This window comes from Aquibium carbonis, from assembly GCF_003970795.1.
Classification (GTDB): Bacteria; Pseudomonadota; Alphaproteobacteria; order Rhizobiales; family Rhizobiaceae; genus Aquibium; species Aquibium carbonis.
In genome coordinates this window covers 1-20500 of record NZ_RWKW01000040.1, presented here as the reverse complement: position 1 = coordinate 20500, position 20500 = coordinate 1, and the positions used below count along the sequence as shown (strand labels likewise).

General features: G+C 66.5%; 18 protein-coding genes and 1 pseudogene. 8 read left to right on the top strand and 11 right to left on the bottom strand.

Annotated elements, in window-relative coordinates; translation table 11 throughout:
* Positions 1-126: 126 nt before the first annotated feature.
* Genes EJC49_RS11635 through EJC49_RS11605 form a run of 7 tightly spaced genes read right to left on the bottom strand, consistent with a single transcriptional unit; the run spans position 127 to position 7649 of the window.
* On the bottom strand, positions 127-1062 hold the full coding sequence (locus EJC49_RS11635; RefSeq protein ID WP_126700100.1) for an NAD(P)H-dependent flavin oxidoreductase: 936 nt from the start codon (positions 1060-1062) through the stop codon (positions 127-129).
* Positions 1063-1118: 56 nt separating this feature from the next.
* The gene (locus tag EJC49_RS11630) at positions 1119-2288 is read right to left on the bottom strand and encodes an ABC transporter substrate-binding protein (RefSeq protein ID WP_126700099.1); all 1170 of its coding nucleotides are present in this window, start codon (positions 2286-2288) and stop codon (positions 1119-1121) included.
* A gap of 40 nt (positions 2289-2328) precedes the next feature.
* A complete protein-coding gene (locus tag EJC49_RS11625) occupies positions 2329-3375 on the bottom strand; it encodes a branched-chain amino acid ABC transporter permease (protein ID WP_126700098.1) in 1047 nt (348 codons plus the stop codon).
* Entirely contained in the window at positions 3375-4247 is an 873-nt protein-coding gene (locus tag EJC49_RS11620; RefSeq protein ID WP_126700097.1) for a branched-chain amino acid ABC transporter permease, read from the bottom strand. The genes EJC49_RS11625 and EJC49_RS11620 overlap by 1 nt, the downstream gene beginning before the upstream one ends.
* The gene (locus tag EJC49_RS11615; protein ID WP_126700096.1) at positions 4247-6091 is read right to left on the bottom strand and encodes an AMP-dependent synthetase/ligase; all 1845 of its coding nucleotides are present in this window, start codon (positions 6089-6091) and stop codon (positions 4247-4249) included. The genes EJC49_RS11620 and EJC49_RS11615 overlap by 1 nt, the downstream gene beginning before the upstream one ends.
* Positions 6088-6864, bottom strand: a complete 777-nt coding sequence (locus EJC49_RS11610) for an ABC transporter ATP-binding protein (protein WP_126700095.1) — start codon at positions 6862-6864, stop codon at positions 6088-6090. The genes EJC49_RS11615 and EJC49_RS11610 overlap by 4 nt, the downstream gene beginning before the upstream one ends.
* Entirely contained in the window at positions 6861-7649 is a 789-nt protein-coding gene (locus EJC49_RS11605; RefSeq protein ID WP_126700094.1) for an ABC transporter ATP-binding protein, read from the bottom strand. Before EJC49_RS11605 ends, EJC49_RS11610 begins: the two co-directional genes overlap by 4 nt.
* 261 nt (positions 7650-7910) lie before the next feature.
* Between EJC49_RS11605 and EJC49_RS11600 the strand changes: the two genes are divergently transcribed.
* The 3 genes from EJC49_RS11600 to EJC49_RS11590 are packed head-to-tail and all read left to right on the top strand — an operon-like array spanning position 7911 to position 11054.
* Positions 7911-8726, top strand: coding sequence for an enoyl-CoA hydratase/isomerase family protein (locus EJC49_RS11600; protein ID WP_126700093.1), 816 nt, complete (start codon positions 7911-7913; stop codon positions 8724-8726).
* Entirely contained in the window at positions 8723-9430 is a 708-nt protein-coding gene (locus EJC49_RS11595; protein ID WP_126700092.1) for a TetR family transcriptional regulator, read from the top strand. The genes EJC49_RS11600 and EJC49_RS11595 overlap by 4 nt, the downstream gene beginning before the upstream one ends.
* A gap of 46 nt (positions 9431-9476) precedes the next feature.
* Positions 9477-11054, top strand: a complete 1578-nt coding sequence (locus EJC49_RS11590) for a class I adenylate-forming enzyme family protein (RefSeq protein ID WP_210211793.1) — start codon at positions 9477-9479, stop codon at positions 11052-11054.
* 27 nt (positions 11055-11081) lie between these two features.
* Here EJC49_RS11590 and EJC49_RS11585 read toward each other — a convergent pair whose 3' ends face one another.
* The 3 genes from EJC49_RS11585 to EJC49_RS11575 are packed head-to-tail and all read right to left on the bottom strand — an operon-like array spanning position 11082 to position 13629.
* The gene (locus tag EJC49_RS11585) at positions 11082-11528 is read right to left on the bottom strand and encodes a MaoC family dehydratase (RefSeq protein ID WP_126700091.1); all 447 of its coding nucleotides are present in this window, start codon (positions 11526-11528) and stop codon (positions 11082-11084) included.
* A 5-nt stretch (positions 11529-11533) separates the two neighbouring features.
* Positions 11534-12424 carry an SDR family oxidoreductase gene (locus EJC49_RS11580; protein WP_126700090.1) on the bottom strand — a complete coding sequence of 297 codons (891 nt, stop codon included), beginning with the start codon at positions 12422-12424 and terminating at the stop codon, positions 11534-11536.
* Entirely contained in the window at positions 12421-13629 is a 1209-nt protein-coding gene (locus tag EJC49_RS11575) for an acyl-CoA dehydrogenase family protein (protein ID WP_126700089.1), read from the bottom strand. The genes EJC49_RS11580 and EJC49_RS11575 overlap by 4 nt, the downstream gene beginning before the upstream one ends.
* 212 nt (positions 13630-13841) lie before the next feature.
* On the opposite strand from EJC49_RS11575, the gene EJC49_RS11570 reads away from it, so the two are divergent.
* Genes EJC49_RS11570 through EJC49_RS11550 form a run of 5 tightly spaced genes read left to right on the top strand, consistent with a single transcriptional unit; the run spans position 13842 to position 20137 of the window.
* Positions 13842-14624 carry an enoyl-CoA hydratase-related protein gene (locus EJC49_RS11570; protein WP_126700088.1) on the top strand — a complete coding sequence of 261 codons (783 nt, stop codon included), beginning with the start codon at positions 13842-13844 and terminating at the stop codon, positions 14622-14624.
* A gap of 5 nt (positions 14625-14629) precedes the next feature.
* Positions 14630-16537, top strand: coding sequence for an acyclic terpene utilization AtuA family protein (locus tag EJC49_RS11565; RefSeq protein ID WP_126700087.1), 1908 nt, complete (start codon positions 14630-14632; stop codon positions 16535-16537).
* Positions 16534-18018, top strand: a complete 1485-nt coding sequence (locus tag EJC49_RS11560; protein ID WP_170314687.1) for an acetyl-CoA carboxylase biotin carboxylase subunit — start codon at positions 16534-16536, stop codon at positions 18016-18018. Before EJC49_RS11565 ends, EJC49_RS11560 begins: the two co-directional genes overlap by 4 nt.
* Before the next feature lie 2 nt (positions 18019-18020).
* Complete coding sequence (locus tag EJC49_RS11555) at positions 18021-18524, top strand: acyl-CoA carboxylase biotin carboxyl carrier protein subunit (protein ID WP_126700086.1); 504 nt, start codon at positions 18021-18023, stop codon at positions 18522-18524.
* A gap of 5 nt (positions 18525-18529) precedes the next feature.
* Positions 18530-20137 (top strand): acyl-CoA carboxylase subunit beta, encoded by a 1608-nt coding sequence (locus EJC49_RS11550; protein WP_126700085.1) that lies wholly within the window; start codon positions 18530-18532, stop codon positions 20135-20137.
* A 207-nt stretch (positions 20138-20344) separates the two neighbouring features.
* On the opposite strand, the pseudogene EJC49_RS26065 reads toward EJC49_RS11550, so the two are convergent.
* Positions 20345-20431 (bottom strand): annotated as a pseudogene (locus tag EJC49_RS26065) (ADP-ribosylation/crystallin J1); the annotation flags it as partial.
* Positions 20432-20500: the final 69 nt, after the last annotated feature.

Sequence of the window (20500 nt, the reverse complement as noted above, 5' to 3'; positions counted from 1 at the left end):
TCCTCCACGCTGGGCGCGACATTAGCCGCCCGCAGAAGCATCAGTCGAATGAATAGTCGAAATACCTCGACGCAGGCACATGAATACCTCGCGCCTTCATGGGCGCTGGCTGCCGGTCGACACTGTTCAGGGGAAACGAAGGCCGGCACTGCCCGCAAGGGCATCGACATAGTCGCGATGCAGCGTCTCGACGAGCGCGGCCACCGCAGGCATGTCCTCGATGGCGCCCACGCCCTGCCCCGCGGCCCAGAGGTCCCGCCAGGCCCTGGCATCCGTGGTGCCGAAGTTCAGCTTGTCCGGCGGTGTCAGATCGTCGGGATCGCGCCCGGCCGCCACGAGGCTCGCCCGCAGGAAATTGCCGGGCACGCCGCTGACAGCCGGCGTGAGCACGACATCGGCCGCGCGTGCTTCGATCAGCATCTCGCGCTGGCGCGGCACGGCCATGCTCTCGGCGGTCGCCATGAAGCGCGTGCCCATGTAGGCCATGTCGGCGCCCATCATCAGTGCCGCCGCGACGTGACGGCCGGTCGAAAGGCCGCCGGCCACGAGCAGGGTTCCATCGAAGATCCGGCGGATCTCATGAACGGCGGCGAAGGGATTGATCGTGCCGCCATGTCCGCCGGCGCCGTGAGCCACGGCGATCAACCCGTCGACTCCGGCTTCGGCGGCCTTGGCGGCGAACTTCAGGTTCGTCACGTCGTGGAAGACGAGGCCGCCATAGCCATGCACGGCGGCGATGAGGTCGCGGTTGAGCCCCAGCGACGTGATGACCAGCGGCACCCGCTTCTCGACCGTGATGGCGAGGTCGGCCTCGAGCCTCGGATTGGTGCGATGGACGACGAGGTTGACCCCGTAGGGGGCGGCATCGGCATGGAGGCGCGCGAGGATGTCGTCGAGCCAGTCGCGATAGCCGTCGCTGCTGCGCTGGTTCAACGCCGGGAAGCAGCCGACCACGCCCGCATTGCAGGCGCCGACCACGAGGTCCGGGCCGGAAATCAGGAACATCGGCGCCGACAGCACCGGCAGGCGCAGGCGCCCGCGCCATGCGTGGGGAATGGCCATCAACTCTCCCGGAGGAAGGCGGGCCCGCCGGACTGCGGCGGGCCCGAAGACTGGTCTCAGTAGTCGGCGAAGTCGGTCAGCGCCGTGAAGGTCTTTTCGGCCGCGTTCAGCTGGTAGACCGCGACAGCCGTGCCCGAAAGCTGCTCGGGATTGTCGAAGCTGAGCGGCGCGCTGATGCCCTGCGTGTCGAAATCCTTGAGCTCGCGCAGCTTCTCGACCGTGCAGGCGCGGGTGAGATCCTGGCCGCACTGGCCCATCGCCTCGGCAAGCGCCTTCAGACCCACATAGGTGACGTAGGTGTAGCGGTTGATCGCCGCGACCTCCTCGTCGCTGGCATACTTCTTCGCCTTCTCCAGGAAAGCGTCGATCGCCGGACCGCTGAGCGCGACATAGTCCGCCACGAGATAATCGTAGCCGGCAGGGGCCGAGAGATTGACCGAGGGCGGCATGTCCTCGCTCCACACCGAAGCGACCTGCAGGTCCATCGAGAGCTTGCGCGCTTCGCTGAGGATGTTGGCCGCACCGGCGATGATGCCGCCATTGGCCAGGACGTTGACGCCCGCCTGCCGCATCTGCGCCACTTCGGCCGCAAAGTTGGCCGTGCCCTTCTTGAAGCGGATCCGCAGGCCGTCCTTGACGCCGAACTCCTTCACCGCGCGATCGTAGCCGGCCTCCACGGCGCCGCCGAAATCATCGTCCTGCCGGATCAGGCCGTAGACCGCATTCTCCGGCTCGGTGTTCTCGTGAATGTATTTAAGCTGGGCGTAGAAGGCGTCCGAATAGCTGGCGCCGACGGTGAAGACCGAGGGGCGCACGGGCTGGTAGACCAGTTCGTTCGGCGCCGTCGTCACGACGGTCGGCAGGTTGTTTTCCTCGATCAGCGGCATCATCGCCAGCACGTTGGCCGTGCCCGATGTGCCGTTGAGGGCGAAAATCTCGTCGACCTCGATCAGCTTGGTCAGCGCCTGGAACGAGCGCGCCGGCACGTAGCCGTCGTCCTCGGTGATGATGGTGATCTTGCGGCCGTTGACGCCGCCGGCCTCGTTGATTTCTGCGGCGGCGATCTTGGATCCGACCGAGACGGCGCGACCGATGAAGGAGGCCGGGCCGGTCATGATGTTGACGTCACCGATCTTGATCTCGGTGTCCGAAACGCCGGGATCGGCCGCGTAAGAGGCGGTCGAGGCGAGCAGGAACGCGCTGAGTGCCAGAAGTCCGTTTTTCATTGTTTCCTCCACTTGTTTTGCTCCCCTGCCGTTTTTGCGGCTAGTAGGCGAGCGGCCAGTTGCTCCAGTACTTCCGCACGTCACGCCACAGCCCGATCAGGCCTTCCGGCTTCAGCCGGAGGAAGGCGATGATGACGATGCCGTAGGTGATGCCGCGGATTTCGTAGACGTAGGTGGTGTAGAAGCTCGAATTTGTGTCGGCGAAGGCGTCGAAGAAGAGCCGGATCGCCTCGGGCAGCAGCGACAGGAAAATCGCGCCGAGGATGGCGCCGGCGATCGAGCCGAGCCCGCCGAGAATGATGATCGCCAGCGCCTCGATCGACAGGATCAGCGCGAAGACGTCGATGTTGACGAAGCGGATCTGCAGCGAGATCAGCGCGCCCGCGATGCCGACGATGAAGGAGCTGACCATGAAGGCGTAGAGCTTGTAGCGCAAAAGGTCGACGCCCATCACCCGCGCCGCGATGTCGTGGTCGCGGATCGCCATCCAGGCGCGGCCGACCCGCGAGCGCTGGATGTTGAGCGCCGCGAAGACCACCACCACCGTGATGCCGAAGGTCATGTAGTAGAGCGCCTTGCCGCGCTGCAGGTCGACGCCGAACACCTTGGCGCCCGACACGAAGATGCCGTTCGGGCCGTGGGTCAGCCATTCCGCGTAGAGAATGACGTGGTTGATGATGAAGGCGAAGGCGAGCGTCGTGATGGCGAGATAGAGCCCTTTCAGCCGCAGAGACGGCACGCCGACCAGAAGGCTGACGAGGGCCGAGACCACGCCGGCCGCCGGCATCGACAGCCACACCGGCCAGCCGTAGTCCATCATCAGGATGGCGTTCGTATAGGCCCCGACGGCGAGGAACCCGGCCTGGCCGAGCGAGATGAGCCCGGTCGTCCCCGTCAGCATGTTGAGGCCGACGGCACCGACGATCGCGATCATGGCCGAGACCAGCAGCGTGACCTGGTAGTTCCCGATCAGGAACGGCGCGGCCAGCACCAGCGCCAGCAGCAGTCCGGCGAACGACCACACGACCTTGCTGTCGCTGAGCGCGACGAGCTGGGCGGTGCGTTCCTTGAAATGACCTGTGCGCATCAGACCCGCTCGATGTCTTTGGAGCCGAAGAGGCCGAACGGCCGGACCATCAGCACGATGATGATGACGATGAAGCCCGAGATCTCGCGCAGCCCCTGCCCGACATAGCCCTGGAAGAGGTTCTCGATCACGCCGATCACGAGGCCGGCGACGGCCGAACCGATGACCGAGTCCATGCCGCCGAGGATGACCGCGGGAAAGGCGCGCAGCCCCTGGAACCAGAGATCGGGCGCCAGCTTGAAGTTGGCCGCGAACAGGACGCCAGCGATCGAGGCGATCGCTGCCGACAGCATCCAGGCGATGGCGTGAATGCGGCTGACGCTGATGCCGACGAGCAGGGCGGCCGTCTCGTTGGCCGCCACCGCCCGCATGGCGATACCCATGCGCGAGAAGCGCAGGAAGGCCCAGCCCGCCGCCGTCAGCACCCCCAGAGCGCCGATCAGATAGAGTTGCGCCGGATAGAACGGCACCCCGCCGAGCGTGACGACGCGAGTCGGTATGCCGGCGTTGAAGTTGAACGGATCCGGTCCCCACGCCATGATGGTGATGCCGCGCAGGACGACCGCCAGGCCGACGGTCACCATGACGATGGCAAAGATCGGCTCCCCCAGCATCGGCCGGATAAACAGCCGCTCGAGCACGAGGCCGATCGCCATCGAGATGGGGATCGTCACCAGCATCAGCGGGAAGAACGACAGATCGAAGGTCGAATAGAGCGTGAAGGAGATGTAGGCCGTCAGCATCACCAGTTCGCCCTGAGCGAAATTGACGACGCCGGTCGACTTGAAGATCAGCGCGAAGCCCATGGCGATCAGCCCGTAGGCCGCGCCCGAGACCAGGCCGCTGGCGAGAAGGAGAAGCAGGAAATCCATCAGGCGGCATCTCCGTAGATCGACCGTATCTCGGTCCCGAACTTCTCCTCGATGATCCGCCGGCGAACCTTCATCGTGGCGGTCAGCTCGCCGTCGTCATGGTCGAGCTCCTTGGCCAGGATCAGGAACTTGCGGACGTTCTCGACGCGGGCGAAGCGCTCGTTCACCCGCGTTACTTCCGCGTCGATGAGTTCCACGACCTTCTCGTTCTGGGCGAGCGTGCGGTAGGTCGTGTACTGGATGTTCTGTTCCTGCGCCCACTTGCCCGTGGTCTCCAGGTCGATCTGGATCAGCGCGGCGAGGAAGTTGCGGCCGTCGCCGAGCAGGATCGCCTCGCGGATGTAGGGCGAATCCTTCAGGGCGTTCTCGATCAAGGAGGGCGTGATGTTCTTGCCGCCGGAGGTGATCAGGATGTCCTTCTTTCGGTCGAGGACATGCGCCTCGCCGCTGGCCTCCACCTCGACAATGTCGCCGGTGTGCAGCCAGCCGTCGGAGAAGGCGCGTGCCGTCGCGTCGTCGTCGAAGAGATAGCCCTTGAAGAGGCTTGGCCCGCGCAGCAGCAACTCGCCGTCCGCCGCCGTCTTCTGGTCAAGCCCGTCGATCAGCGGGCCGGATCGGCCAAGCGTCGTGGCGCCGAGCCGCTGGCTGTGCGAGACGCCGGCGCTCTCGGTCATGCCGTAGATCTGATAGACCGGTACGCCGAGGATCCAGAAGAACAGCAGCACCTCGGGGGAGACCGTCGCCCCGCCGCAGAAGCCGGCCCGGACCCTGTTGAGGCCGAGGAAGTTGCGCAGGCTGCGGAAGCAGACCAGCGACAGGAGCTGGAAGGTGAGCCGGTCGGAGAGGCTGGCGAAGGCGCCGCCATTGGTCAGGCGCCGCTCGGCGATGGGCCGGCCGCGCGCCATGCAGGCCTCGTAGATGCGGCGCTGGAAGGGCGTCGTGTCCTTGACGCGGTAGGCGACGCTTTGCTGCATCTTTTCCCAGATGCGCGGCACGCCGAGAAAGCCTTTCGGCGCGATCTCGCGCAGGTTGACCACGACCGTGTCCACGGATTCGGCGAAGGAGACGGTGCAGCCGGTCACGAGTTGCAGGACGGTGGAGAAGCTGCGTTCGGCCACGTGGCAGAGCGGCAGATAGCAGAGCACCGAATAGGTCTCGCGCGACAATCCATGAATGCGGGCCACCTCGGCGGCCGAGTAGAGCATGTTGCGGTGGCTCAGCATCGCCCCCTTGGGCATGCCCGTGGTGCCGGACGTGTAGACGACGATGGCCACGTCGTCGGGATCACCGCCGTCTATCCTGCCATCGACGACCGGGCCGAGCGCGGCCTCGTTCGCGCGGCCGAGTGCCACGAGGTCGTCGAACGACATCAGGCCCGGCTCGCGATAATGACGCATGCCCTTCATGTCGACGCAGATGATGTGCTCCAGATCGGGCAAACCCCCGTCCTGCCGCCGCGCCTCCAGCACCTTGTCGGTCTGTTCCTGGTCGCCACACACGACGATCCGTGCCCGCGAATGGCGCACGATGTATTGCAGTTCCGGCCAGGGATTGGTCGGATAGATGCCGAGGCAGGCGCCGCCGGCCATCTGCGCGCCGAGATCGGCGAACAGCCACTGAGGACTGTCGTCGCCGGCCACCGCAATCCGGTCGCCGGGACGAAAGCCGAGCGCGCAAAAACCGATGGCGGCGAGACGGGCGGTCTCGAAGTAGTCCTGCCAGCTGTAGCGCCGCCAGAGCCCTTTCTGCTTTTCGCGCAGCGCCAGAGCGGTGCCCTGCGTGACCGCGTGATGCTTCAGCACCTGCGGCATCGTCATGCGGGTTGGTTCGAACCGCCCGCTCATGCCGCGCTCCGGCTGCTGCCGAGATAGGCGTCGATCACCGCCGGGTTCGCGGCCACTTCGGCCGGTGTCCCCTCCGCGATCTTGCGCCCGTAATTCATGACGCAGACATGGTCGGAGATGTCCATGACGATCCCCATGTCGTGCTCGACCATGAACACCGTCATGCCCAGTTCGTCCTTCAGATCGAGAATGAAGCGGGCGATGTCCTCCCGCTCTTCCTGGTTCATGCCCGACACCATCTCGTCGAGCAGCAGGAGCTTCGGCGAGATCGCCAGTGCCCGGCCGAGCTCGACCCGCTTCTGCTGGCCATAGGAGAGGGTGCCGACGGGATGATCGCGGATGTCCTCGATCTCCAGGAAGTCGATGATCTCCTCGACGCGCTCTCGGGCGGCGATTTCCTCGCGTCGGGTCCGACCCCAGAAGAAGGCCGACGCAATCGGACCCGACTGGAGATGCGAATGCATGCCGACGAGCAGGTTGTTCACCACGGTCTCGTGCTTGAAGACCGCCAGGTTCTGGAAGGTTCGCGCGATGCCGAGGCGCGCCAGCGCATGCGTCGGAAGGCGCGTCAGATCATGCCCCTCGAAGAGTATCCGTCCCTCGGTTGGCGCGAAGACGGCGCTGATCAGATTGAACAGCGTCGTCTTGCCGGCGCCGTTCGGCCCGATCAGGCTGTAGATCTGCCCCTGCTCGACGCTCAGGCCGACATCGTTCACCGCCACGAGGCCCCCGAAGCGCTTGGTGACGCCATGAAGCTCGAGAAGGGCCTTCATGACAGCCACCTCTTGCGACGCTTGTAGTGCTTGACGTCGCGCATGCTCCTGCGCTCGCCGCCAGAGAAGCCGAGATAGAATTCCTGGACGTCGTTGTTCGAACGCAGCTTCTCGGCCGGGCCGTCGAGCACGATGCGACCATTCTCGATGATATAGCCGTAGGACGCCGTCTGCAGCGCCAGCTGCGCATTCTGCTCGACCAGCAGGACCGTCATCGCACTTTCGGCATTGAGCTTGATGATCGCCTCGAAGATCGTATCGACGATCTGGGGCGCTAGCCCGAGCGATGGTTCGTCCAGCATGAGGAGGCGCGGGCGGCCCATCAGGGCTCGGCCGACAGCCACCATCTGCTGCTCGCCACCGGACAGGTACCCGGCAACCTGCGTGCGGCGCTCCTTGATGCGCGGAAACAGCCCGTAGACCGTGTCGAGCCCGTCCGCGGCTTCGGACCGGCTGCGCGTGAAGCCTCCCATCAGCAGGTTCTCCTCGACGGTCAACGTGGCGAAGAGGGCGCGGCCTTCCGGCACCTGGAGCAGGCCCTTGCAAACGATGTCGCGCGGCGCGGCACCCGATATCCGCTCACCATCGAGGAGGATCGACCCACTCATGATCTCCCCATCCTCCTGGTAGAGGACGCCCGAGATCGCCTTGAGGATGGTCGACTTGCCGGCCCCGTTGGACCCGAGCAGGGCGACGATCGTGCCCTGCGCGACCTCGAGCGACACGTCGCGCACGGCCTCGATGGCGCGGTCGTAGAGAATCTGGATGTTGTTCAAAGCGAGCATGGACCTGCCGTCGCCTGGTAATGAATGGCGCTTATCTGTCGGCGACAGAAATGGAAACGAGTGGGCCATCGAACGACGCCGCGAGACGCGCAGGATTGGATGAATCGGTTGATTTGTACGACATGGCCCCTCCCAGGACGCTCGATCGCGCTCTTGATCCACCTCTTGCCTATTGCCGCCAGATGATGAATTGTATTCATTAGCGGGTGAAGCCTACGATTTGTCAACCCGGATTCCGATGCTGCGTTGCGGAGCTGCGAAATGACCTCGACCGAGACGAACCCGCCGGCGACGCTCGATTGGCCGGAGAGCGGGATCGCGCGGATCACGCTTTCCCGGGGCGAGACCCACAACACGATCACGACCGAACTGCTGGCGTCGCTGGAAAGCCTTCTGTCCGAGGTGGAGGCCGCCCAGGCACGCGTCCTGATCCTCACCGGCTCGGGAAAGACCTTCTGCGGCGGCGCCCACATCCGCTACTTCACCGATCCGGCCTCGCCGCTGCATTCGAACCCGCTGGGGATCCGCAGTTACGTGCACCGGATCCTCGACGTCTTCGCGAGACTGCGAAACGGCCCCTTCGTGACGGTGGCGGCGATCGGCGGGCATGCCCTCGGCGGCGGCTGCGAACTGGCGCTGGCCTGCGACTTCCGCCTGATGTCGCGCGATGCGCGAATCGGGCTGACGGAGACGACGCTGGGCGCGGTCGCGGGCGGCGGCGGCGTGCAGCTCCTGTCACGCATCGTCGGACGCGCGAAGGCGCTCGAGTTCATCCTCCCCGGCGAGCAATGGACGGCCGAAGCCGCCTGCTCGATCGGGCTCGTGACGGCCATCCACGTCCAGACCGAACTGCCGGACGCATCTCTCTCCTTCGCCCGACGCTTCCTGCGATGCAGCCCGATTGCCATTGCGGAGACGAAACGCGCGCTGTACCGCTGCGAAGCCGCGACAGCCGAGGAAGCCGACAGGATCGCGCTCGACGCCGTCGCGGCGGTGGCGTCCGGGCCGGAGTGGCAGGAAGGCATGTCCGCCTTCACCGACAAGCGATCGCCGTCCTTTCGAAGAGAGGCCCCATGAACAGCCCCACGCCCCGCCGACAGGTCTTCCGTCTTTCCCGGGAGCAGCGCGTCGCCGAGATCATGTCGGCGGCGCGCGAGGTCTTCCGGGAGAAGGGATACGAAGACGCCCCCCTTTCGGACATCGCCGAGCGCGCCAAGGTGGTCGAGGGCAGCATCTATCGCTACTTCGAAAACAAGCGCGATCTCCTCGTGAAGGTGATCGAGGACTGGTACGAGGGCATGCTGGCCGATTACGACCTGCAACTCGCCGGCATCCGCGGAACGCGCAACCGGCTGCGCTTCATGATCTGGCGCCACCTCTCGACGATCCACGAGGAGCCAGCGCTGTGCAACCTGATGTTCCAGCACCTGCGCACCGGAGGAGACTACAGCCACACGGCGGTGCATGAACTGAACCGCGAGTATACGCGCCGGACGCTCGACATCATCAAGGAAGGCATCGAGGCCGGCGAGCTGCGCGAAGACGTTCCGCTGCGGCTGGTCCGCGACATGATCTACGGCTGCACCGAGCATCGAACCTGGGCCTATCTGCGTGGCGAAGGCGACTTCGACCCCGATGCGACGGCCGACATGATCGTGGACCTGGTGCTCAGCGGGCTCGAGCGACGCAAGCCCCAACAGCCCGCCACGCCTGATCTGGCGGAGCGGCTGGAGCGGGCGGTCGCAAGGCTGGAGACGATGACCGGCTCCGCAGCGCCATAGCCTGCAACGGTCCACACCGGCGACGATTCGGCAGGGAGGAATGCTGATGCAGTCATCTACGACGACGCCACCGCGCAACATGGACATCGACGCCGCCGCGTGGCGCCTCGACGTCGCAGCCGCCGGCCGCCTGACCGTCCACGGGCTTTTCAGCGCCTGCGTGCGGCGCGACCCCGATGCCGTCGCGCTGGAGACGAAGCAGAGCAAGATCACCTATCGCGAGCTGGACCAGCGCGTGCTGGCGCTCGCGGGCGCCCTGCATGGGCTCGGCCTGCGCCGGGGAGACCGGCTGGCGCTGCTGTCGGAGAACCGACAGGAATATGCCGAGATCGAGCTTGCGTGCGCGGCGCTGGGCGCGATCGTCGCCTGCCAGAACTGGCGCCTGGCGCCGGCCGAGCTGCAGCACTGCATCGACCTGGTCGACCCGTCGCTGCTCGTCGTGTCGGAGCGCTTTGCGACAACGCTCGCAGCGCTCGACATGGGGACGCGGACGCGCCTCGTCCTGGAGCACGACTACGAGGCGCTTGTCCAGGCGGCGCAGCCCCTCGAACAGCTTCCGCACGTCGACCCGGAGGACGGCCTCGTCATCCTCTACACCAGCGGCACGACCGGCATGCCGAAGGGCGCGCTGATCAGCCACCGCGCCGAGATCGCGCGCAACGCGGTCCTGCGCATCGACATGCATGCGCGCGAGAGCGACGGCTTCATTGCCTGGGCACCGATGTTCCACATGGGCTCGACCGACCAGGTGCTGGGTGCGCTGATGTCGGGCGCGACGGCGATCATCGTCGATGGCTTCGACGCCGAGGCGATCGTCGACGCGATGGAACGGCACGAACTGGGCTGGATGCTGCTGATGCCGGGCTCGATCGAACCCGTCGTCGACCTGCTCCAGCGCACGAGCAGGCGGCCAAAGAGCATCCGCGCGGTGGGCGCCATGGCCGATCTCGTGCCAAAGCACCTGATCGCCGCGCTCTCGCGGCTGACGAACGCGCCCTATCTCAACAGCTTCGGATCGACCGAGACCGGGCTGCCGCCCGCCTCGTCGTGCCTGATCGCGCCGGGGGCGGTTCCCGACGGCCTTTCCAAGCGCAAGAGCGCGATGTGCGACCTGCGCCTCCTCGACGTCGACGGCAACGAGGTGCCCGAAGGCGAGCCGGGCGAGGCGGCCGTGCGCGGGCCGACCGTGTTCAGCGGCTACTGGAACGCCGACGAGACCAATGCGCGCGACTTCGAGGGCGGCTGGTTCCGCATGGGAGACCTCTTCCGCCGCAACCCCGACGGTACCTACGATTTCGTCGACCGCGCCAAGTACATGATCAAGTCCGGTGGCGAGAACATCTATCCGGCCGAGGTCGAGCGCGTGCTGCTGTCGGATCCGCGCGTTCGGGACGCCATCGTGGTCCGCCAGCGCGACGACCGCTGGGGCGAAGTGCCGGTCGCCTTCATCGCGCGCAACGACGAGACCCTCACGGCCCAGGATGTCGAGGCGCTCTGCCGCGCCGGCCTTGCCGGCTACAAGCGCCCCAAGGCGGTGCATTTCATCCCGTTCGAGGCGTTCCCGCGCAGCACGACCGGCAAGATCCTGCGCCACGAGATGGAGGCGCGGCTGACGCCGGGGTGAAGTCGAGGGCCGGACAGGGGACCCTGGTCAGGACAGGACTTCGGCGGCCTCGTCATCGCGCAGCACCACCGTCATCGTGCCGCGCTGCACCACCGCCTTGTCCTGGTTGAACACCTCGAAGCGGAACGTGCCGAGGCTGCGGCCGGGCTTCGAGGTCGGGCGCAGCGTCTCCACCGTGACCGTCGAGCGGATCGTGTCGCCGATCCGCACCACGCCCATGAAGTCCCAGTTGAGGTTGACGAGGCCGATCACCCGCGGGCCGAACATCCCGGTCTGCGTCGCCATGCCGATCGCGGTCGCCAGCGTCAGCGGGCCATGCGCGATGCGGGCGCCGTGCGGCGAGGCGCTGGCGAACTCCTCGTCGACGTGGATCGGCGTGAAGTCGCCGACCAACCCGGCAAACAGCGAGATGTCGCCCTCCCCCATGGTCCGGCCGGGGGTGGTCACGGTCGTGCCGGGTCGAAGCTCGATCATAGCAGCTAGTCTCCGTCGGGCCGATCGGCGCCCCTGGAATCGGCGCCCTTGAAATAGTCCGGCTTGCCGGTCGTCCAGGTCTCACCCCACAATTGCCCACCGCCGTCGACGGTCAGGAGCTCGCCGGTGATGAACTTGCCCGCCGGACCGCCGAGATAGACGCTGGCTTCCGCGATGTCCCAGGCGTCGCCCGCCCGCATCATCGGGTTGGTCATCGGATAGGCGGCGCGGACCTGCGGCGTGTAGACCTTCCAGCCGTCCGTCTCGATGGCGCCCGGCGCGACGCAGTTGACGCGGATGCCGAGCGGCGCCCATTCCACCGCAACCGAACGCGACAGGCCGATCACCCCCGCCCGCGCGGCGACCGTGTGCGCAACGCCGTGCAGGCCGTGCGTGGTGACGACGACGACGTTGACGATGCTACCCGGCTGGCCCGCGTCGCGCCACTTGCGCGCCGCAGCCTGCATCATGAACCAGGTGCCGTTGAGATTGGTGTTGATGACGGCGTTCCAGCCCTTCACGCTGAAATCGATGGCGGCCTGGGGAAACTGGCCGCCGGCGCTGTTGACCAGAAGGTCGAGCTGTCCGTGCTCGTCCCAGATCCGGTCGAAGAAAGCCGCGACGCCCTCCGGTTCGCGAATGTCGACGGCATGGCCAGAGCAAGCGAGGCCCGTCTCTCGCATCGCGCCGATGAGGCCGGCGATCTTGGCTTCGCTGCGACCGCTGATGATCACATGGGCGCCAAGCCGCGCGAGGAGCCAGGCTGTCGCCCGCCCGATCCCGCCGGCCCCGCCCGAGACCAGCGCCACCTTGCCGTCGAACATGCCCGGCGCATAGACGGTCGGCTTGACGGCGAGATCGGCGTCGGTGAGGCCGAAGCTCTCCGCGCCCGTCATTTGCCCATGCCCTTGAGCAGTTCGCCGGCGATGATCATCTTTCGCACTTCCGTGGTGCCGGCGCCGATCTCGAGCAGCTTGGTCGAGCGGAAGAGCCGGTTGATCTCCGATTCCCAGATGTAGCCCGTTCCGCCGTGAACCTGCACGGCGAGATCGAGAACCTTGTGCGATGCCTCGGCGGCGTACATCACCGAGGCCGCCGTCAGCATGTGGATGTCGCCGCGCCCGCCGCCGCCGATCTCCAGCGGCGCCGCCGCAGCCAGCACACGATAGGTGAAGGTGCGGATCGTCTCCACCTGCACATACATGTCGGCGATCATCGACTGCACCATCTGGAACGAGCCGATCGGCTTGCCGAACTGCTGGCGGGTCCTGGCATAATCGATCGAAAGCTCGAGCGCGCGCTCGGCGACGCCGAGGCAGATCGGCGAAATCATCGCACGCTCGAGGTCGAGGCCGCTCATGACGACCGAGACGCCGCGGTTTTCGCCGCCGACGAGGTTCTCGGCCGGCACGCGGCACTCCTCGAACAGGAGCTCGCCGGTCTGGCTGCCGCGATAGCCCATCTTGTTGAGCTTCTGCGCCACCTTGAAGCCGGGCATGTCCTTCTCGACGATGAAGGCCGAGATGCCGTGTGCGCCCTTCTCACGATCCGTCTTGGCATAGACCAGAAGGACGTCCGCGACGGGACCGTTGGTGATGTAGATCTTCGAGCCGTTGAGGACATAGTGGTCGCCGTCGCGGCGCGCCGTCGTGCGCATCGACCCCAGCGCGTCGGACCCCGCGCCAGGCTCGGTCAGGCCGAGCGCGCCGATCTTGCGACCGGAGCACAGGTCGGGAAGGTAGCGCCGCCGCTGGTCCTCGTTGCCGTTTCGGTAGATGTTGTTCGCGCAGAGATTGTCATGTGCCACCCAGGCCAGCGCCATGGCGTGATTCCAGCGCGCGAAACCCTGCAACACGAGCCCCGCCGCGAAAAGATCGAGCCCGGTGCCGCCATACTCCTCCGGAATGGTGATGCCGAACAGCCCGTTGTCACCGATCAAGGGGAAGGCGTCCTGCGGCCACCATTCCTCGTTGTCCATGCGCGGCGCGAGCGGATAGAGTTCGTTGCGGGCGAAGCGATCCGCATTGTCGAGGACCATCTGTTGTTCCGCATCGAGATCGAAGACGGCGTGCTTCTCGTTCGATCCTGCAATGTCCAACATGTCCTCCCTCGACCACCTCGGCAGACCGCTACGGCCGCTAATGAAGTGATTTCATCATCTGATCGGCACTCGATTGTCAAGTGTTCCCGGCAGATACACAGATCGGTTCGGTATAGGAAGCGCCCTGCCGGCCGAGCCTTTCGGGTCGGTTGACAACGCTGATGAATTGAAATCATTTAGGCTCACACCCGAGTGCGAAACAGGGGGGAAAAGTGACGCAACCCGTGACGATCGAACGCCGTGGCCCGGTGCAGTGGATCACCATCAGCCGTGAGGAACGTCGCAACGCCCTCAACGAAAGGGTCGCGGAACTGATCCATTCGGGCCTCGACGAGGCAGAAGCCGATCGGACCGTCCGCGCCATCGTTCTGACGGGAGCGGGCGACAAGGCCTTCTGCGCGGGCGGTGATCTGCAACTCCAGGCGGACGGAACCCCGTTCACCATCGACGTCGCCGACCCTCGCCACTACGTCGCGCGCCTGCTGCGCCGAATGGATTCCTGTCGCCTGCCGCTGGTTGCACGCGTGAACGGCCACGCGCTCGCCGGCGGATTGGGCCTCGTCTGCGCCTGCGACCTGGTCGTCGCCCGCGAGGACGCCCTGTTGGGCGTCTCGGAGGTCAAGGTCGGCATCTTCCCGATGATGATCCTTCCCTTCCTGCTGCGCGTCATCAGCTACAGGCGGATGATGGAACTTTGCCTTTCGGGCGAGCCGATGCTGGCACGCGAGGCTGAAGGCGAGCGGATCGTCAACTACGCCGTTCCGGCCGGTGAACTCGACACCAAGCTCGAGTGGCTGCTCGGGCGCATCACCGACAAGTCGCCGACCGGAATCAGGCTTGGCAAGCAGGCGCTCTCCAAGATCCGCGAGATGTCGACGGACGCGGCGCTGGAATACGCCCAGTTCATGCTGGCCAACATGGCGCGCACGCAGGACGCGCGCGAAGGATTTGCGGCCTTCAACGAAAAGCGCAAGCCGAACTGGTCTGGGGAGTAGCGGGCATGACCAGGACAGTCCGGATCGGCTGCGGCGCCGGTTTCTGGGGCGACACGCCGGAGGGACCAGCCCAACTCGTGCGCGCCGGCGGCATCGACTATCTAGTGATGGATTACCTGGCCGAGATCACCATGTCGATCCTGGCGCGGATGAAGGCCAAGCGCGCCGATCTGGGCTACGCCACCGACTTCGTCACCATGGTGATGAAACCGCTGGCGCGCGAGATCGCCGACAAACGCATCCGCGTCGTCACCAATGCCGGCGGCGTCAACCCCGACGCCTGCCGCGACGCCCTGCTGGCTGTCTTCCGCGACGTCGGCGTCGACCTGAAGGTCGCGGTCGTGCGCGGCGACGACCTGTCCGGACAGGTCGAACGCTACCGCGAGCAGGACGTGCGGGAAATGTTTTCCGGCGCAGCAATGCCGGCGAACGTCGCCAGCGTGAACGCCTATCTCGGCGCCTTCCCGATCGCCGCAGCGCTCGACGCCGGCGCGGACGTCGTGATCACGGGTCGCGTGGTGGATTCAGCCGTCGTGCTCGGCCCGTTGATCCACGAGTTCGGCTGGGGACCAAGCCAGCATGACCTCCTGTCGGCCGGCAGCCTCTGCGGCCATGTGCTGGAATGCGGCACCCAGGTCACCGGTGGCATCTTCACCGATTGGCGCGAGGTTTCCGGCTGGGACGACATGGGCTTTCCCATCGCCGAATGCAGCGCCGACGGCAGCTTCGTCGTCACCAAGCCCGCAGGAACCGGCGGGCTCGTTTCCACCAAGACCGTCGCCGAACAGATCGTCTACGAGGTCGGCGACCCGACGCGCTACGTCCTGCCCGACGTCACGGCCGACTGGAGCGCGGTCAGGCTCGAACAGGTCGGGTCCGACCGTGTGAAGGTCACCGGCGCCCGCGGCGCGGCGCCGACCGACAGCTACAAGGTGAGCCTGACCTATCCCGACGGCTACCGCGCCGCCGTCACCATGATGATCGCCGGACGCGAGGCGGCGGCAAAGGCCAGGGCGACGGCCGAGGCGATCCTTGCCCGCTCCGAGCGCCTGATGAAGGCTGCCGGTTTCGAGGGCTACAGTGATCGATCGATCGAAGTCCTCGGCAGCGAGACCAATTACGGCGAGAATGCCAGGGCGGGCGACACGCGCGAAGTGGTGTTGAAGATCGCCGTCCGGCATGCCTCGAAGGACGCGCTGCAGGTCTTCGGCCGCGAGATCTTCCCCGCCGCGACGTCGATGGCGCAAGGTCTCACCGGCTTCGCGGGAGGCCGCCCGGAGCCGCAGCCGGTGATCAGGCTCTTCTCCTTCCTGGCACCCAAGATCGAAATTCCCGCGGAGGTGGAGGTTGACGGGCGGACGATCGAAGTCGGCGTGGCGACACCCCCGCCCCGTACCCCTCCCCACAAGGGGGAGGGGGGTTCTGAGACGTCGCGGCTCTTCACCTCGACGGAAGATGAAGCTCAAGCGTCGGCGCCCCCCTCCCCCTTGTGGGGAGGGATAGAGGGTGGGGGTTCAGTTGCGCCGCCCCACGACCCGCTCGCGACCGTGCCGCTCATCGCGATCGCGCATGGCCGCAGCGGCGACAAGGGCGACATCGGCAACATCGGCATCCTGGCGCGCAAGCCGCAATACCTGCCCTGGATCCGCCGTGCGACAACCCCGCAGGCCGTCGCGCGCTACTTCGCGCATTTCGTCAGGGGCGAGGTCGAGCGCTTCGAATGGCCCGGGCTCGAAGGCTTCAACTTCCTGCTGCACCAGGGCCTTGGCGGCGGCGGCATCGCCTCTCTGCGGCACGATCCGCAAGGCAAGGCACTGGCGCAGATCATGATGGATTTCCCCGTGCAGGTCCCGGCCCACTGGCTGGACGCGGGCGGCCCTCTCGAAGACTGGAACAAGGACGAGACCGCATGACTGCCCCCTTGTTCGGCAAGATCCTGATCGCCAATCGCGGCGAAATCGCCTGCCGCGTCATCCGCACGCTCGATGAACTCGGCATCGCTTCGGTGGCGATCCATCACCGGCTCGAGACCCGCGCCAGGCACGTGCGGATGGCAGGTGAAGCGGTCGAAATCGCGGGCGAAACACCCGTCGCAGCGCATCTCGACATCGAGGCGATCGTGGCGGCGGCCCTCGCCACCGGCGCCGACGCCATCCATCCCGGCTACGGCTTCCTGTCGGAGAACGCCCGCTTCGCGGCGGCTGTCGAGAAGGCCGGCCTCGCCTTCATCGGCCCCTCACCCGACACCATCGCGCTGATGGGCGACAAGATCTCCGCCCGCGCCTTCGCGGAGGCGCAGGGCGTGCCCGTGGCGCCGTCCGTCATGCCGACCGGCGATCTCGACGACTTCATCGCCCGCGCCGAAACGATCGGCTTTCCGCTGCTCATCAAGGCGGCGGCCGGCGGCGGCGGCAAGGGCATGTCGATCGTCCGCTCCGCCGAGGAACTGCGCGAAGCAGCCCGCATCGCCGCGGGCGAAGCGCAGCGCTACTTCGGCGACGGTCGTGTGTATGCCGAGACCTATGTCGAGCGCCCGCGCCACATCGAGGTGCAGGTTCTGGGCGACGGCGAAGGCGGCGCGATCCATCTGTTCGAGCGCGAATGCTCCGTGCAGCGTCGCTTCCAGAAGATCATCGAGGAGGCGCCGGCGGCCCGTCTCGATCCGGCGCTGCGCGACGCCATCTGCGGCTCGGCCGTGCTGTTGGCCGCCGCCGCCCGCTACAAGAACGCAGGAACGGTCGAATACATCCTTGGCGCCGACGGCCGCTTCTTCTTCCTGGAGATGAACACGCGCCTGCAGGTGGAGCATCCGGTCACCGAGATGGTCACCGGCATCGACCTCGTGCGCGCCCAGATCGAGATCGCGGCCGGCAAGGGTCTCCCGGCGGCGCAGGCCGACGTCACCCTGTCCGGCCATGCCATGGAATGCCGCATCTGCGCGGAAGACCCGGAGCGCGACTTCCTGCCCGAGACCGGCGTGCTCGCCTATCTCGGGGTACCGGAAGAGCCCTGGCTGCGGTTCGAGAACGCTCTCGACCCCGGCCAGAAGATCACCGCCGACTTCGATCCGATGCTGGCCAAGCTGGTCGCCCACGGGGGCGATCGCGCCGAAGCGATCGATCGCGCCATCGCGGCCCTGGAGGGATTGGCGCTGCTCGGCGTCACGACCAACATCGACTATCTGGCCCGCGTCCTCGACAACGCCGCGTTCCGCGACGGTCACCTGCACACCGGTTTCGTCACCGAGCACCGCGAGGCGCTCGCGCCGCCCCCGGTGCCGGAGCAGGTCCTGGCGCAGGTGCTGGCCGCCGCGGCGCTGGGCTTGCGCGACTTTCGCGAACTGGCGCTGGGCACGCCCGAGCCGCATGCCGCCATCGGCGGCTGGAGGAACTGACGATGAGCCTCAAGCTCGCGCTCGACGGAAAGGTCCACGAGGTCTCGATCACCCGCCGGCGTCCGCACCTGACGCTGCGTATCGACGGCGTGGACCACGAGCTGACCGAACTGCCCGCCGCTGGTCGGGGAAGCACGACAATGGCAATCGGCGGACATGCCGTGACCTTCGCCCGCGCCAGCGTAGCCGATCGCCAGATGCTGCGGCTTGCCGGCCGCACCTTCGACGTCGGCGTCGTCGATCCGTTTTCCCGAAGCGGCGCGGGCGGCGCCAGCCTGGACGTCGTGAAGGCGCCGATGCCGGGCGCCGTCATCTCGGTCCACCGGAATGCCGGCGACCGTGTGGCGCGTGGCGAGGTTCTGGTGACCATCGAGAGCATGAAGCTCCAGACCGCCCTGCCCTCGCCCCGCGACGGCATCGTCGCGGCCGTTCACCGGTCCGCGGGCGAGACATTCGAGAAGGACGAGGTCATCGCGACGCTCGAGCCACAGGTCGACGAAGGCTGACCCGCATGCGCAAGATCCAGTCCATGATCTCGACGTCGTCGGCGGAGTTCCGCCGCTTCGACACCCACAACCGCGGCATCGTCGCCGCCTTTCGCGCCCGGCAGGAGGCGGCGCGCCACCAGCGCCCGACGCGCGATCTCGACCGGTTGGCCAGTCAGGGCAAGATGCGGCCGCGCGAGCGCATCGAGAAGCTGCTCGACCCCGGAACGCCGTTCCTGGAACTGTCTTCGCTCGCAGCCAACATGGCCTATGGCGGCGATTCTCCCTCGGCCAGTTCCATCGTCGGCATCGGCATCGTGTCGGGTCGCGAGGTCGTCATCCGCGCCGACGATCCGACCGTCAAGGGCGGCGCCTGGTATCCGCTGACCGCCAAGAAGATCGTTCGGGCGCTCGACATCGCCATGGAGAACCGGCTGCCGGTCATCCATCTGTGCGATTCAGCCGGCGGCTTCCTGCAGCTCCAGTCGGAGGTCTTTCCCGACAAGTACATGGCGGGGCGCATCTTCCGCAATCAGTCGATCCTGTCGAAGATGGGCGTCAAGCAACTGGCACTGGTGTTCGGCCACTGCACGGCCGGCGGCGCCTACATTCCCGGCCTGTCCGACTACAGCGTGATCGTCCAGGGCACCGGTGCGGTGTTCCTCGGCGGTCCGCCCCTCGTCAAGGCGGCGACCGGCGAAGAGGTGTCGGTCGAGGATCTCGGCGGCGCCGACATGCACACCAGCGTGTCGGGCACCTGCGACTACCCGGCCGCCACCGAGGAGGAGGCGATCCACATCGGCCGCGAAATCGTGGCGCAGTGGGATCGGGCGAAGAAGTGGGACTGCCAGCGGGAAGCGCCGGAAGATCCGGCCTACGACCCCGAGGAGATCTACGGCATCGTTCCCGACGACATCAAGAAGCAGTTCGACATGCGCGAGATCATCGCCCGCATGGTCGACGGCAGCCGGTTCCACGAATACCAGCCGAACTACGGCACGACGCTGATCTGCGGCTATGCCAACATCTGGGGCTACAAGGTCGGTATCCTCGCCAACAACGGCGTGCTGTTCAACGACAGTTCGCTGAAGGGCGGCCATTTCATCGAGCTTTGCAACCAGAACAACACGCCGCTGGTCTTCCTGCAGAACATCACCGGCTACATGATCGGCAAGGAGTACGAGCGGCGCGGCATCACCAAGGACGGCGCCAAGATGATCATGGCCCAGAGCTGCAGCCACGTTCCCAAGTTCACCGTCATGTGCAACGGCTCCTTCGGCGCCGGCAATTACGGCATGTGTGGCCGGGCCTTCGACGGGCGCTTCCTGTTCACCTGGCCCAACCACCAGATCGGCGTCATGGGCGGCGACCAGGCGGCCAACACGCTGGCGGAGGTGAAGATCAACCAGATGAAGAGAAACGGCGGAGACGTCGACGAGGCCGTGGTGCGCCAGTTGTGGGAGGAGACCCGCGCTGCCTATCAGGAGCAGCTGTCGGCCTATCACTCCACCTCGGAGCTCTGGGACGACGGCATCATCGACCCCGTCGACACGCGCAACGCGCTGGGCATCGCGATTTCCGCCTCGCTGAACGCCCCGCTGGGCGAACCGGGATATGGCGTGTTCCGGTTCTGAGGGACCGCACCGCGGGCTGGCCGCAGTCCCTCGCCGCCAAGAAGCAGCGGTGCCTCCCACTTTCACAATCCCGGAACGACGTCCGAGCGAAGCGAAGGACGACGTATCCGGGATCCATGCCTCGGCGGATGCCGTCGGGCGTGATGGCGCAGGAGTGTTCCCCGACGTCGCAGCCTTTCTCCGTCGTCCCGCCTTTCGACTACGGCAGTCGCGAGCGATCCTGACCGCATAGTCTTCCAACAGCACGGGATGGAAAATCGGCTGGTCGGGCAGACGCGGCGGAAACGAGCGCATGCCGCGGCGATCGTGTCCCACCGCGTGGTGTAGCTGGCGGCCATGGTCGCCGTGCTTTCCGGCATTGCC